General features: G+C 58.0%; 14 protein-coding genes. 4 read left to right on the forward strand and 10 right to left on the reverse strand.

The window, feature by feature from the left end:
* Window positions 1–94 precede the first annotated feature (94 nt).
* Window positions 95–577 (forward strand): glutathione peroxidase, encoded by a 483-nt coding sequence (locus SP68_RS15445; RefSeq protein WP_012542099.1) that lies wholly within the window; start codon window positions 95–97, stop codon window positions 575–577.
* Window positions 578–698: 121 nt separating this feature from the next.
* On the opposite strand, the gene SP68_RS15450 is transcribed toward SP68_RS15445, so the two are convergent.
* Window positions 699–1,010: a hypothetical protein gene (locus SP68_RS15450; protein WP_012968478.1), complete on the reverse strand. Its 312-nt coding sequence runs from the start codon at window positions 1,008–1,010 to the stop codon at window positions 699–701.
* A gap of 105 nt (window positions 1,011–1,115) precedes the next feature.
* Window positions 1,116–2,003: a LysR family transcriptional regulator gene (locus SP68_RS15455; RefSeq protein ID WP_022065503.1), complete on the reverse strand. Its 888-nt coding sequence runs from the start codon at window positions 2,001–2,003 to the stop codon at window positions 1,116–1,118.
* A 97-nt stretch (window positions 2,004–2,100) separates the two neighbouring features.
* Between SP68_RS15455 and SP68_RS15460 the strand changes: the two genes are divergently transcribed.
* Window positions 2,101–3,153 carry an SDR family oxidoreductase gene (locus SP68_RS15460; protein ID WP_022065502.1) on the forward strand — a complete coding sequence of 351 codons (1,053 nt, stop codon included), beginning with the start codon at window positions 2,101–2,103 and terminating at the stop codon, window positions 3,151–3,153.
* Window positions 3,154–3,162: 9 nt separating this feature from the next.
* Here SP68_RS15460 and SP68_RS15465 read toward each other — a convergent pair whose 3' ends face one another.
* Entirely contained in the window at window positions 3,163–4,044 is an 882-nt protein-coding gene (locus tag SP68_RS15465; RefSeq protein ID WP_022065501.1) for a LysR family transcriptional regulator, read from the reverse strand.
* A gap of 175 nt (window positions 4,045–4,219) precedes the next feature.
* Between SP68_RS15465 and SP68_RS15470 the strand changes: the two genes are divergently transcribed.
* Window positions 4,220–5,410, forward strand: a complete 1,191-nt coding sequence (locus SP68_RS15470; RefSeq protein ID WP_022065500.1) for an MFS transporter — start codon at window positions 4,220–4,222, stop codon at window positions 5,408–5,410.
* Here SP68_RS15470 and SP68_RS15475 read toward each other — a convergent pair.
* The 7 genes from SP68_RS15475 to SP68_RS15505 form a co-directional block, all read right to left on the reverse strand.
* A complete protein-coding gene (locus tag SP68_RS15475; protein WP_022065499.1) occupies window positions 5,407–6,423 on the reverse strand; it encodes an acyl-CoA--6-aminopenicillanic acid acyltransferase in 1,017 nt (338 codons plus the stop codon). The genes SP68_RS15470 and SP68_RS15475 overlap by 4 nt on opposite strands.
* Window positions 6,424–6,444: 21 nt before the next feature.
* Window positions 6,445–7,167, reverse strand: coding sequence for a glutamine ABC transporter ATP-binding protein GlnQ (glnQ, locus tag SP68_RS15480; protein WP_012542105.1), 723 nt, complete (start codon window positions 7,165–7,167; stop codon window positions 6,445–6,447).
* 2 nt (window positions 7,168–7,169) lie between these two features.
* On the reverse strand, window positions 7,170–7,826 hold the full coding sequence (gene glnP / locus SP68_RS15485) for a glutamine ABC transporter permease GlnP (protein WP_012542106.1): 657 nt from the start codon (window positions 7,824–7,826) through the stop codon (window positions 7,170–7,172).
* Between the two features lie 51 nt (window positions 7,827–7,877).
* Complete coding sequence (gene glnH / locus SP68_RS15490) at window positions 7,878–8,630, reverse strand: glutamine ABC transporter substrate-binding protein GlnH (RefSeq protein ID WP_008807644.1); 753 nt, start codon at window positions 8,628–8,630, stop codon at window positions 7,878–7,880.
* Between the two features lie 127 nt (window positions 8,631–8,757).
* Entirely contained in the window at window positions 8,758–9,312 is a 555-nt protein-coding gene (locus tag SP68_RS15495) for a carboxymuconolactone decarboxylase family protein (RefSeq protein ID WP_012968484.1), read from the reverse strand.
* Entirely contained in the window at window positions 9,309–10,637 is a 1,329-nt protein-coding gene (locus SP68_RS15500; RefSeq protein ID WP_016160729.1) for an aspartate aminotransferase family protein, read from the reverse strand. Before SP68_RS15500 ends, SP68_RS15495 begins: the two co-directional genes overlap by 4 nt.
* 128 nt (window positions 10,638–10,765) lie before the next feature.
* Window positions 10,766–11,623 (reverse strand): MurR/RpiR family transcriptional regulator, encoded by an 858-nt coding sequence (locus SP68_RS15505; protein ID WP_008807647.1) that lies wholly within the window; start codon window positions 11,621–11,623, stop codon window positions 10,766–10,768.
* A 226-nt stretch (window positions 11,624–11,849) separates the two neighbouring features.
* On the opposite strand from SP68_RS15505, the gene SP68_RS15510 reads away from it, so the two are divergent.
* Window positions 11,850–12,857, forward strand: a complete 1,008-nt coding sequence (locus tag SP68_RS15510) for an AraC family transcriptional regulator (RefSeq protein WP_038422354.1) — start codon at window positions 11,850–11,852, stop codon at window positions 12,855–12,857.
* The last annotated feature ends 68 nt before the right edge of the window (window positions 12,858–12,925 follow it).

A 12,925-nucleotide genomic window follows, 5' to 3' on the forward strand; every position in this document is an offset into this window, starting at 1 on the left:
AAATCCCTAACCCTGTGTATCATAACTGCCTAATCTGCTTCAAACATTCGCGCGATCGTCAGCGTTGAACTGTTTCTACTCTCAGGAGCCTGCTATGACCCCTTTTTATCAATTGACGGCTACCCGCCTGCGCGGCCAGCCCCTCTCAATGTCTGACTATGCTGGCAAGGTGGTTCTGGTGGTGAATACGGCCAGCCATTGTGGCTTCACACCGCAATACGCTGGCCTGGAAGCGCTCTACAAAAAGTACGCGGCTCAGGGGCTGGTAGTGCTTGGTTTCCCGTGCAACCAGTTTGGTAAGCAGGAACCCGGCGGTGCGGATGAAATCGAGCAGACCTGTCACGTTAACTACGGCGTGAGCTTCCCGATGTTTGAGAAAGTGGACGTCAACGGCCCCGCCGCACACCCGCTGTTTCGTTATCTGAAACAAGCGTTGCCCGGCGTACTCGGCGGACGGATCAAGTGGAATTTCACCAAGTTCCTCATCGCTCGCGACGGCACACCCCTCACGCGTTTTGCGCCGTTGACGACGCCGGAGAAAATGGAGGCCTCCATTGTCGCGGCCCTCACGCGCTGAGTGTTCCCGTCATGCCACGTTCACCCAGCGGCGGCTGGCTGCCCATACAAGGTAGACGTCGCTCTCACGCGGCCAGCAACCGTCTGTTGCTGGCCGATCTTCCACCTGCCCGGTCATCAGCCTACAGTGGCGACACGGCCTCAACTTCATGCTGAAACACGTAGGGGTCGGAGAGGAGTTCGAATGCGTCGTCGTCCGGATAAGTGACCGCGACGTGATAGTCTTCGCCTGCGAAGGCTTTGACCGCCGCAAGATCCTGCCAGTAGGTGGCGAGAAAAAAATGCGCCCATTCGCCCTGGTTTTCCTGGCGCACCAGCGCGCCTCTGTTACCGGGGATACCCCGGGCGTGATCCACGCCGGTCTGCTCAAGGTGGCGGGCAAACCCCTCGGCATGTTGCAATGGCACACAGCCGTGCCAGGTCCTGACAATCATTTGCGTTCTCCTGTGGTGATAAACGTCTCACCTTAACATCAGAAACCACCTGTTGGGGAGCGGCACGATACCGTGGACGGTTCTGAATGGGGGAGCGCCTTACCCTCAGCTCCCCACAGCGATCTCCGGCAGTCGCGCCTCAATCAAGGCGATCACGCTTCTGACCCGCGGCGGAATAAAACGGGCATCGGGATAGACGGCATACAGGAAACGGTCCGGTAATCGCCAGTCAGCCAGGATCGGCACCAGCCTTCCAGCCCTGAGTGCCCTGGCCGCCAGCGGTCGCTGCATCCCTCCGATGCCGATACCGGATTCCAGCGCCTGCAACAGCGCATCGCTGGTGTTGGCCCGAAAAACGGTCTTAACCTGCACGTCTCTCGTCTCGTCTGCGGAAATTATCCGCAGCGGAGCATCAAGCGGGATGCCGCTAAACCGAACGTGTGGATACTCCGCCAGGTCGTCCACGGACTGGACGGCGTAATGACCTGGTGCCGCAAAGAGCGCCGTTTCAATCCGCGCCAGAACCCGCGCAGCATGGGATGGCGGCGGCTCATGGCCGAGACGCAGCGCCACATCCACCCCTTCGGTAATCAGATCGGCGATCCGATCGTCGAGCGACAGCATCAGGTGCAGTTCAGGATACTGTTTCTGCAGCGCCAGCAGATGCGGCAGCAGAAGACTGCCGAGACCGCTTGGCAGCTGGACATGCACTCGTCCCTGAAACTGAGGCTCCGCCGGGTTGAGCCGCCTTTCCGCCTCCTGCATGGCGTTCAGCACCCGCTGCATATCACGCCGGTAATGCTCCCCCTGCTCGGTAAGCATCATGGCCCGCGTCGTACGATGGAGTAACACCACGCCAAGCTCCTGTTCGAGCGCGGCGATCTGCTGACTGACGGCAGATTGCTTCATCCCGAGCTGCCGGGCGGCTGCGGAAAATGAGCCGGCTTCGGCAACGCGCAGAAAGGTGGCGATGGCGGTGAGCTTATTATTCATTTCATGATTCTGCTGATAAGTGTCATCCGTTTCATGGGATAGGTGGCAAAAAAATAATCTAGCACACTGTGTCGGTCACCTTCCCAGGAGAAACACCATGAACAAGACATCCTCTCAGGTCGCACTGGTCGCTGGCAGCAGCGGCATCGTTGGCCGCCAGTTGGTCAACACCCTGTTACATCGTGGATGGGAGGTTATCGGCCTCAGCCACCGCGCTCTGTCGCAACCGGGGGCGATCCCGATGATTCACGTCGATTTACGCGATGCCCGGCACAGTGCGCAAGCGCTCCAGCCGCTGTCCACCGTGACCCACATTTTTTACAGTGCCTGGATGAATGCCGGAAACTGGAGCGAGATGGTGGAGCCGAACGTTACCATGCTGCGTAATCTGGTCAGCCACGTCGAACAAAACGCCCCGCTGCAGGCGGTCAGCCTGATGCAGGGGTATAAAGTGTATGGCGCCCATCTTGGCCCCTTTAAAACCCCGGCGCGGGAAAGCGACCCCGGCGTACCCGGGGCTGAATTTAACGCCGCTCAACTTGCGTGGCTCCGCCACTTTCAACAAGGCAAAACCTGGCACTGGAGCGCTATCAGGCCCGGCGTGGTGGGCAGCCCGGTGCCGGGTAACGCCATGAATCTTGCGTTGAGCATCGCGCTGTACGCGTCACTGTGCAAAGCCCTGGGTTTACCGCTGCGCTTTCCCGGCACGTTAACCACCTGGCACAGCATTGTCGATCATACTGACGCCGATCTGCTGGCGGAGGCCACGCTGTGGGCCGCCACCTCACCGGCGGGGGAAAACGAGGCCTTCAACGTCAATAATGGTGATATCTGGCGCTGGTGCGAGCTGTGGCCGCGCATCGCGCAGTGGTTTGAACTGGAATGCGCCCCGCCCGTCAGGCTCTCATTTCATCAGCTATTCAATGACTACCGTGCCGTCTGGCACGAGCTGGCCGGAGAGCGGCTGGTGGAAGCGGACATTCTGCGTCTGAGCGACGGTCAGTTTGCCGATTTCGTGTTCGGCTGGCAGTACGATATGTTTGGCGATGGCAGTAAACTGCGCCGGGCTGGCTTCCAGCGGATGCAGGCCACAGACGAGATGTTTTTCAGCCTGTTTTCGCAGCTGAGAACGGCGCGGGTGATCCCCTGAGCGTTAGCGTCAGGGCAACGCCAGCCGGTCTTGATGGTCCGCAAAGAGGGTGATGAGATGGTCGGCGATAACCCGCACGCGTCTGGACCCGGCCAGGTCGGAATGCATCACCAGCCAAAGTGTCTGATCCGCACCGATCTCCGGCTGCAGGCACTGCAGCCCGTTGGCCCGCGCCATAAAGTGCGGCAGGACGCCCAGCCCAAGCCCCGCTGATACCGCGGAAACCTGGGCCACGAGCGTATTGGCTTCGACTTTACACGGTCGCCCTCGCAGGGTGCGCGTGATCCATTGGGCGGCCGGCAGGTGCTGGTGAGTCTCCGGCCATCCCACAAAGTCCGACTCGCTCAGCGACAGGCCGTCCGCGCCGGCCAGATAGCTGGCGGCGCCATAGACGCCAAACCCCACCGTCCCCAGCCGCTTTAAGGTCAAATGCCCGGCGTCAGGCTTGACCATGCGGATCGCCAGATCGGCATCCCGACGATGCAGGTTCACCGGCTGCACGCCGCTCAGCACCTCCACCCGCAGGTCAGGATAGTGGTCCAGGAGCCCTTTCAGGGAGGGCAGAATAAAATGCGTGGCCAGGTTGTCCGAGGTAGCCAGGCGGACAACCCCGGCGACATGCCCCTGCAGTTGCGCCGCCTCGCCGAACGCCAGGCCTGCGTATTCCAGCGCCTCCGCCCGCGCGAGCAGGGCTTCGCCATCGTCGGTCAGGCGATAGCCGCTCTGATGGCGGCTGAAAAGCGGGACTTTCAGCGACTGTTCCAGCCGATCCAGCCTGCGGGACACCGTGGCAATCCCCATGTTCATCTTGTCGGCGGCGCCGCTTAGCGTTCCCGCCCGGGCGATGGCGAGGAAGATGCGCGCATCATCCCAGTTAAACTCTGCTGTCATCTACTTTCCAATTATGGAAAACGGTTCTCCGTTTTCTGCTCTTTTTTATCGTTTTCGCAGGGATGATACTGCACGCCACTCGCGGAGACAAACTGGCCATCCGATCGCCGGTTCTCTCCTCACCTGAACGTCCGTGCACCATGCGCGGCTTCCCCCCTCTTAGGATACGCCTGACATGAAAGAGATTGCTTTACCCCTTAACCCAACCCCGGCGCGCGTCTGGATAGCCGTCATTGCGCTCGGGATCTGCGCCTTTTCGATCGTCACCAGCGAACTGGCGCCGGTGGGCATGCTCAGCGCCCTGGCGGCGGATTTTCACCAGACGGAATCCGGTATGGGGCTTGCCGTCACCGCCTACGGCTGGGTGGGCGCCCTGGCGGCCCTGCTTTCCGGCGCGATGCCGGCGCGTATTTCACGCAAGGCGCTGCTGGTCGGGCTGATGCTGACCCTGGCGCTTTCCTGCCTCGCCGCGACCCGGTCTTATTCCATGTTCGCCCTGATGAGCGCCCGCATGATTGGCGCCCTGGCGCATGGCGCCTTCTGGGCCTTAATTGGCATCGTCGCCGCGCAGCTGGTCCCGCCACACCGGCTGGGGCTGGCTACGGCAATCATTTTTGGCAGCGTGTCGGCGGCAAGCGTAGTGGGGGTACCGCTGGCGAGCTTTATCGCCACCCTGGCGGGCTGGCGACACGCGTTTTTGGCGGTGGCCCTGCTGTCACTGGCCGCAGCGGCAGTGCTATGCTCGACGCTGCCCGCGCTGGCCGCGTCCACCCCCGTCAGGCTGGGTGTTTATCGCGATATCTTCCGTAATCCGCTGCTCTGCGGCCTGTATGGCGCCACGGCCTGCATCATTACCGCTCACTTTGCCGCCTTCACCTACGTTGAACCGCTGCTGATAACACTGCAGGGAGTACCGGCGACCGCTCTCTCCGGCCTGCTGCTGTTGTCAGGGGTTTCCGGGCTGGTGGGTAACGTTATCGCGGGTAAGCTTATCGACCGTCATCTGAAGGGGCTGATTTTTGCTTCACTGCTGCTGAGCGGGGGCGTGCTGGCGATCCTCGGCACCGGACGGCTTGCGCCCCTGCCTTTCTGTTTTAGCGGGCTGCTGTTAGCCCTGTGGGGCGCCGGTATCGCGATCGTGTTCGTCGGCTTACAGACCTGGCTGCTGCGCAGCGCAGGCGCGGTCGCCCAGCCGGCGTCAGCCATTTACGTGGCTATTTTTAATGCCGCCATCGGCACCGGGGCGCTTGTCGGCGGCCAGCTGATCGCCACTGCGGGCTTGTCAGGCATGGTGTGGCTGGCGGCGGGGATCATGGCGTGCAGTACGCTGCTGATCGCCCTGCTGAAAGCGCCCTCAGTCGGCTAAAGGCTGCCCTGCAAAACCGCGTTTTCACGATCCAGGGTGAAGACCTGCCATGCGACCCGGGTCGCGCTCAGGGTAAAAATGGCCGTCGCCAGCGTATTTTCGTCATCCGGATCTTCCGCAGACAGCCGGTAAATCGGTAACAGCGGATCCTGCTGGTCGGAGAGCATCGCTTTCGCTGTTACCCCATCCAGCGACGGGTTCGTCGCCAGCCACGCGTCCAGGCGCTGCTGGCGTGAGCCGGAGCTCCCGGTCACGATCTGTTCAATGGTCTCAAGCTGGGGATGGATCAGATGGTTGGCATGCCCAAAGGTGGCGGTCAGCTGGCGCACTGAGCTGCCGGAGCCGGTAGCTTCCACGCTAAACAGACGGCTATCGCCCATTTGACCCAGTGTGTGGTGAAACGCGCCCGCGCGCGGTGTCGCGGTCAGCAGGGTAATGGCCTCATCTAACGTGGTGGCATTCAGCGATGCGCGGGCCAGTATCTGGCGCGGCATCCCCTCCGGACGATGCACAGCACGAATATTGTTGACCGTATTGACTATCCCTTTCTCATTCACCGCGAAGGTGTGCCCGCACAGGGAGCCGGGGTAGGCGAAGCTGGTGAAGGCGAGGCCCACATCCGGTGTCACGTGGACGATGGCGCAGTCACCGCGCAGCTGCGGGAAGCCATCTTCATTATGCGCAATAATTAACTCGCCCTCAGCGCTTATCCCCGCCAGGGTAGTGCAGCCATCCGACGTCGAACGCACCAGATCGCCGCGACAGTTCCAGGCAAACACCTCATCCACCGGCGCCTGCAGCCCCTCCGCCATGCCCTCCAGCTCCTGCCAGATCTGCGGCCACTGAGCCTGGACGGCTGCGCGCATGCGCTGGGTTTGCTCCGCCGTTTTCAGGGCGGTTACAGTTTGCCACAGCGCTGTTTGCCTGATTTTAGTATGCCAGGCCTCACGACCAAACGCGCCAAGCTGCTGACCGACCGCATAGGCGGAACCACGGATTGCGATTTTTTTCATATTGTTATCATTCACTTATGTTCAGGATACGTGTTGCAAAAACTCTTGCAGACGCGGATTGCTGCTGGCAGTGAGCAGCACCTCAGGTGAACCATCTTCGGCAATGGTGCCGCCATCAATAAAGATCAACCGGGAAGCCACCTCTCTGGCAAAGCCAATCTCATGGGTCACAATCACCATCGTCATGCCCTCTTCGGCCAGCGAGCGCATGACCTTTAACACCTCATGCCGCAGTTCGGGATCGAGAGCGGATGTTGGCTCATCAAATAACATCATTTTGGGTTTTACCGCCAGGGCACGAGCTATCGCCACGCGTTGCTGCTGCCCCCCCGAGAGCTCTGCCGGATAGTGGTTGGCGCGTTCACGCAGACCCACGCGGTCCAGCAACGCCAGCGCCTGCTCCCGCGCCGCGGCCTTACTCTGCTTACGCACGCGAACCGGACCGAACATGACATTCTCAAGGGCGGTCAGATGCGGGAACAAATGAAACTGTTGAAACACCATACCGGCTTCGCGGCGAATATCACACTCATTCGCGTGCGGATCCGTAATATGCATGCCCGCCACCAGCAGCGTTCCCGAAGAGATCTCCTCCAGCTTGTTAATGCAGCGCAACAGGGTCGATTTTCCCGAGCCGGACGGGCCAATGATCACCACCACCTCGCCCGCTTCAATCTTTAAATTGATATCGTGCAGCACCTGAGTGGCGCCGAAGTTTTTCGCCACCGCGCTAAATTCAACCATGCTCATAAAATATGGATCCTTTTCTCAAGTTGTTTCAGCAGGAAGCTCAGGCACAATGTCAAAAACAGATAAATCATCGCCACCGCCGTCCACACCTCCAGCGCCCGAAAGTTACCGGCAATAATCTCTTGTCCCTGGCGGGTTAATTCTGCCACGCCAATCACAATAAAGAGCGAGGTATCTTTTATACTGATAATCCACTGATTGCCTAATGCCGGGATCATTCGCCGAAAAGCCAGCGGCATAATGACATGTAATAGGGTGCTGCGTGGCGATAACCCCATCGCCAGGCTGGCTTCTTTAAAACCTTTATTGATCGACAGAATCGCGCCCCGGGTGATCTCCGCTATATAAGCGCCGGAGTTAATCACAATGGTAATAATTGCGGCAGGAACCGGGTCAATACGCACTGGCAACACCATCGGCAGGGCGAAGTAGATAAACATCACCTGCACCATGATCGGCGTTCCACGGATTAATTCCACAAACACCAGCGATACCGTTTTTGATATTGTCCCGCCTAATGCGCGGCAGGTTCCCGCCAGCAAGCCAATGATTAACCCACCTAACAAACCGGACAAAGAGATAATCAGCGTCAGCTGCAAGCCCTGCATCAGCAGCGGTAAAGCATCCCAAATATAGCGACTGTCAAAATTCATCATTCTACCCGTCAAGAAGAAATGAGGTCGGATCGCTCCGACCTGGCAGGGTTATTTCGGCTGTTTAGCAAACCACTTTACGTAAATCTTGTCGTAGGTGCCATCGGCACGCAGGGCCTGCAGAGCCTGGTTCACTTTTGGCGTCAGGCTGCTGTTTTTCTGCATCGCAAAGCCATATTGCTGTGGCAGAATGCTGTCCGTCTCACCGGTGGATTTGACCTTGCCATTACCCGCCGTCTTCACATAGTAAAGGACATTTGGCGAATCGTGAACGACGGCATCGAGATTGCCGGCCTGCAGATCAAGGTAGGCGTTATCGATATTCGGAAACTCGATATAATTCGCTTTATATTTGCTTTTCATAAAGCTGGCCGCCGCCGTCCCCTGCTTAAGGCCAACTTTTTTCCCGGTCAAATCACTGAATTTGGCAATGGAATTATCAGTACTTTTCACGGCTATTAACAGGTCGGCATTATAATACCCATCACTGAAATCCACGACCTGTTTACGCGCATCGGTAATGGTTATGCCGGCCATCGCCACGTCCAGATTACGCGACTGCAGCCCGGGGATGAGGCCGCCGAAATCCATCGGCCTTAATTCGTAGCTGATATGCATTTTCTTTGCGATAGCGTCCCACAAATCGATATCAAAGCCGACATATTTATCACCTTGTTTAAATTCAAAAGGGACAAAAGCGGTATCCACGCCCACTGTTATTTTGTCCTGGGCTGCTGTCACAAAACTGGCAGAACAAATAACCAAAGCCAGCGTCAGTTTTAATTTATTAAATAGTCCAGTCATAATTACCCTCAGCGTCAATGAAATGGCATGCAATGAATATCAGCCTGCGATATATATCGCCGGAAGAACCAATAACAACACTTGATATGCAGGGCGCATTATTATGCGCCCGAATGAAAAGGCTAACTTATTCAGAAAATAGAGAGTCGGTGGTATCCGGTACGGGCGTCTGGGCGCTGTTCATCACCATGGAGAGAAAACTGTAATAACCGTTTATCCCAATCAGATCCACCACGCCCTTCTCACCCCATAAATCAACGGCTTGTTGCCAGGTGCTATCACTCACCTTTTGCTGCTGATGCAGTTGCTGACAGAAGTCATAGATCACCTGCTCATCGGGCCGGAGATCGTCTGGCGGGCGCCGTTGCTTAATCGCCCGCACCGCCGCGGCAGAGATGCCCTTCTCACGTGCTATTGGCGCATGGATCGCCCACTCTACCGGCTGTGACCAGTGCCGTGCTGTCAGCAAAATCGCCAGTTCAGAAAGACGCTGACCCAGCGCGCTGCGATAACGTAAATACTCCCCCATACGCTGGGCATGCGCCATCAGCTCGGGACTACGCAGCAGCGGCTCAAAAGGCGGCAGTAAGGCGCCGCGCGGCCCATTGATGATCTCTTCCGCTAACTGACGTTGCCGCTCGTCCCATTCCTGTTCCGCCAGGGGCGGTAAACGATTGATCATAATTTTCCCGTCTCTTCGCGGATCACGCTGTTCAGCGTATCGACCACAAAGTCGATCTGCGCCGGGGTGATGATAAACGGCGGCGCGATCAGGATGTGATCGCCATACTGACCATCGATCGTGCCGCCCATGGGGTAGACCATCAACCCACGCGCCATACAATTTGCTTTGATCGCAGCATGCAGCTTCAGGGCAGGATCGAACGGGGTTTTGTTGTCTTTATCGCGCACCAGCTCGACGCCGGCAAACAGGCCGCGTCCGCGCGTATCGCCGACATGCGGTAACTCACCCAGCACCTCGCGCAGGGCCTGTTGCAGATAGGCGCCCTGCTGTTTGACGGCAGCCAGTAAATTATCGCGCGCAATCACCTGCTGCACCGCCAGCGCTGCCGACGCGGCGGTAGCATGACAAATGTAAGTGTGGCCATGCTGGAACAACCCGCTGCCCGCCTTCAGCGCGGAAACAATGGTCTCACTCGCCAGTACCGCCCCAATCGGCTGATAACCCCCGCCGAGTCCCTTGGCGATGGTCACTAAATCAGGCACCACGTCGTCTTGCTCAAACGCGTGCAGCGTCCCGGTCCGCCCCATACCGCACATGACCTCATCGGCGATATAGAGGATGCCGTATTTATCGCACAGGCGGCGCACCCCCTTCAGATAGCCCGGCGTCGGCGGCGTGGCCCCCGTCGTCGCCCCCACCACCGTTTCCGCACAGAAACCGATAATCGTTTCCGGGCCGGCCTCAAGAATGGCTTGCTCCAGCTCATTGAGCAGACGTTCGGTATACTGTTGCTGGGTCTCGTCAGCCCGGCGATCGCGGTACTCATTGCAGGCTGAGACGCGGATAACATCCATTAATAAGGGGGCAAACTGGCGACGGCGCCATTCGTTACCGCCCACCGCCAGCGCGCCCAGCGTATTGCCGTGATAGCTCTGTTTACGGGCGATAAATCGGGTGCGCGATGGCTGGCCGATCTCCACAAAGTACTGCCGCGCCATCTTCAGCGCCGTCTCTATTGCTTCGGATCCGCCCGAGACAAAGTAGGCATAGTTAAGCTCGCCGGGTGCCGTGCGGGTGAGATGTTCGGCCAGCTGTTCCACGACATCACTGGTAAAAAAACTGGTATGCGCATAGGCCAGCTGATCGATCTGGCGGTGCATCGCCGCCAGCACATCAGGGTGTGCGTGTCCGAGGCAGGAAACCGCCGCCCCGCCGCAGGCATCAAGATACGGCTTTCCCTGGGCATCAAAGATATAGGCCCCCTGGGCACGTGAGGCCACGATCGGCGTGCTACGCAGGCTGCGGTGAATGACATGACTCATACTGGGTTCTGCTCCTGAATCCGCTACATTAATTGAGCGTATCTTGCAGGATCCATTTGGATCACGTCAACGAAATAAAGATATAAATGCATCCATAATTCTTATACCAGATACATTTGAATCATTTATCAGGATTTACCGGGGATCACATAGACGCCAGAATCGATAAGATAGCGTTCGGCACTTTCAATTTTACTCACCGCCTCACGGCCGTGGCGCACCACCAGCATCGCCAGTAAACACTCCGCCAGCCCCATGCCGGAGACCACGGAAGGGAAAAATGACGGACTGTCGATGGAAAACAGCAGCGTGCAGTCTGCCGCCTGCGCTAAGGGGGAAACCGGCGAGTCGGTAATGGCGAGGATCTTCGCCCCTGCCTGCCGGGCTGCCCGTAAAACATCCAGTGATTCGCGTGAATAGGGCGCAAAGCTGGTGAGTAAGACGCAATCCCGGTTGGTCAGTTCGCGGGTGAAAACTTCGATATTGCTGGCCAGGCCATCGATTAACGATACCTGCCGGTTGAACAGTCGATAGACATAAAACAGCGACCACGCGATCGGAAAGCTGGCGCGGAATCCGCAGATATAGACATTCTCCGCGCTATCGAGCAAGGTCACCGCCTGCTCCATCTCCTGCGCATTTTCGTTTTGCGTAAAAGTCAGATTCGCCTGATGCGCCTGAAAAACCTCTTTATACAGCTGCGTTTGCGTGCCGCGGGCCATCATTTTTTCCGCTTTTGATACGTACGTATCATTGCGCAGCCCCAGGTCGTCAATGAAATCGCTTTTCAGCTCGCTCCAGCCGCGGTAACCCAGCCGCTGCGCCAGACGCAGCAGCGTCGCCGGTTTTACCCCGGCTTCCGCCGCGAAGGCACGCATCGATAACACCACCAGTTGGCTGGCATTTTGCAGTGAGAACTCGGCGGCGCGTTGCAGCTCGGGCGACAACCCGCCGAATTCATTAATGATTTTTTCCCTGAGATTCATGGCAGCTACTTACTGGTTTTAAGTGAAAGCTATCTAATCATATTTGAGATCAAGACTCTATAGGTGGCTAACGACCCCGCGGGCCACATCCGTTCCCCCTTCTCATTGCTGGCGTGCTTTACTTCAAATATGGCGCAAGAGGAATGTCACTGGCGGGTGGGAAAAGGTATGCTCTTATCAGGGGGCGTTGCACATCAAAGCCCTGTTCACTGCTGGAAATTTCACCATGGCACGCAACCGCACTTTTTCTCTCAATCTCCGTTGGCGAGCGCTGCTCAAAGACGCAGGGATGGAGCCTGAACATCTCCTCCGCCAGGCCGGTTTGCCGGACGACACCTTTTCAGACATCAATCGCGGTCTGACTACCGATGAGTATCTGCGTTTCTGGCGCGTGCTGGAAAAAGAAAGCGACGATCAGGCCTTTCCTTTGCCCTTTGTAGAAAGGGTCTCTGCGGAAGTGTTTGATCCCCCGCTGTTCGCCGCCTTGTGTAGTACCCACATGATGCAGGCGGTCCAGCGGCTGGCCAAGTATAAACTGCTTATTGCCCCCATGGTGCTGGAGACGACGGTCGTGCAGAACGGCACGCTGACAGTGTCTCCGCGCTGGCTGGGAGCAACAGAAATCCCTGCCTCTCTGGAAGTGGCAGAGCTGGCATTTTTACTTCGTCTGAACCGACTGGCCACCCGCGAACCGGTTCAGGCCGTGAAAGTAACGCTCTCACAGCCCCTCACCCGCCAGCAGACCCACCACTTTTCAGCCTTCTTCGGCACGACCATACAGCGTGGAAAGCGGGCGACCATCAGCTTTGCCGCCGCTGATGCCCTGCGGCCCTTTTTGACGGTGAACGAGGGTATGTGGCAGGTCTTTGAGCCGGAGCTGCAGCGTCGTCTCAGCCAGCTTAGCGATCAGGCCTCAACGGCTGAACGTGTTCATGCAGTCCTGCTGGAGCTTCTGCCGGGCAACGACGCCTCTATCGACAATACGGCGCAACGTCTGGGAATGAGCAAACGCACCCTGCAGCGCAGGCTGGAGCAGGAGGGAGAGAATTATCGCGCCCTTGTTCACGCTTGTCGCGAAGCGCTGGCTCGCCACTATCTTCTCAATACCACGCTTTCCGGTTATGAGATCGCCTTTCTGCTCGGTTTTGAAGATCCGAATTCCTTCTATCGGGCTTTTATGGCGTGGACCGGCCAGACGCCAGAAACCCTCAGAGACATGATGCGCCTCAACTAAGCGCGCGTCATGGCGCGCTTTGCCAGTATTGTGGCGTACCGTGCCAGCGACACCGCGCCTGACAGCAG

Origin of the sequence: Klebsiella variicola, assembly GCF_000828055.2 — a bacterium.
Lineage (GTDB): Bacteria > Pseudomonadota > Gammaproteobacteria > Enterobacterales > Enterobacteriaceae > Klebsiella > Klebsiella variicola.

Bases quoted from the DNA above. Each gene is read 5' to 3' on its own strand.
- SP68_RS15445 (WP_012542099.1), top strand. From the start codon at position 95: ATGACCCCTTTTTATCAATTGACGGCTACCCGCCTGCGCGGCCAGCCC.
- SP68_RS15465 (WP_022065501.1), bottom strand. From the start codon at position 4,044: ATGACAGCAGAGTTTAACTGGGATGATGCGCGCATCTTCCTCGCCATC.
- SP68_RS15505 (WP_008807647.1), bottom strand. From the start codon at position 11,623: ATGAATCTCAGGGAAAAAATCATTAATGAATTCGGCGGGTTGTCGCCC.
- SP68_RS15475 (WP_022065499.1), bottom strand. From the start codon at position 6,423: ATGAAAAAAATCGCAATCCGTGGTTCCGCCTATGCGGTCGGTCAGCAG.
- SP68_RS15495 (WP_012968484.1), bottom strand. From the start codon at position 9,312: ATGATCAATCGTTTACCGCCCCTGGCGGAACAGGAATGGGACGAGCGG.
- SP68_RS15460 (WP_022065502.1), top strand. From the start codon at position 2,101: ATGAACAAGACATCCTCTCAGGTCGCACTGGTCGCTGGCAGCAGCGGC.
- SP68_RS15450 (WP_012968478.1), bottom strand. From the start codon at position 1,010: ATGATTGTCAGGACCTGGCACGGCTGTGTGCCATTGCAACATGCCGAG.
- SP68_RS15455 (WP_022065503.1), bottom strand. From the start codon at position 2,003: ATGAATAATAAGCTCACCGCCATCGCCACCTTTCTGCGCGTTGCCGAA.
- glnQ (WP_012542105.1), bottom strand. From the start codon at position 7,167: ATGGTTGAATTTAGCGCGGTGGCGAAAAACTTCGGCGCCACTCAGGTG.
- SP68_RS15510 (WP_038422354.1), top strand. From the start codon at position 11,850: ATGGCACGCAACCGCACTTTTTCTCTCAATCTCCGTTGGCGAGCGCTG.
- glnP (WP_012542106.1), bottom strand. From the start codon at position 7,826: ATGAATTTTGACAGTCGCTATATTTGGGATGCTTTACCGCTGCTGATG.
- SP68_RS15470 (WP_022065500.1), top strand. From the start codon at position 4,220: ATGAAAGAGATTGCTTTACCCCTTAACCCAACCCCGGCGCGCGTCTGG.
- SP68_RS15500 (WP_016160729.1), bottom strand. From the start codon at position 10,637: ATGAGTCATGTCATTCACCGCAGCCTGCGTAGCACGCCGATCGTGGCC.
- glnH (WP_008807644.1), bottom strand. From the start codon at position 8,630: ATGACTGGACTATTTAATAAATTAAAACTGACGCTGGCTTTGGTTATT.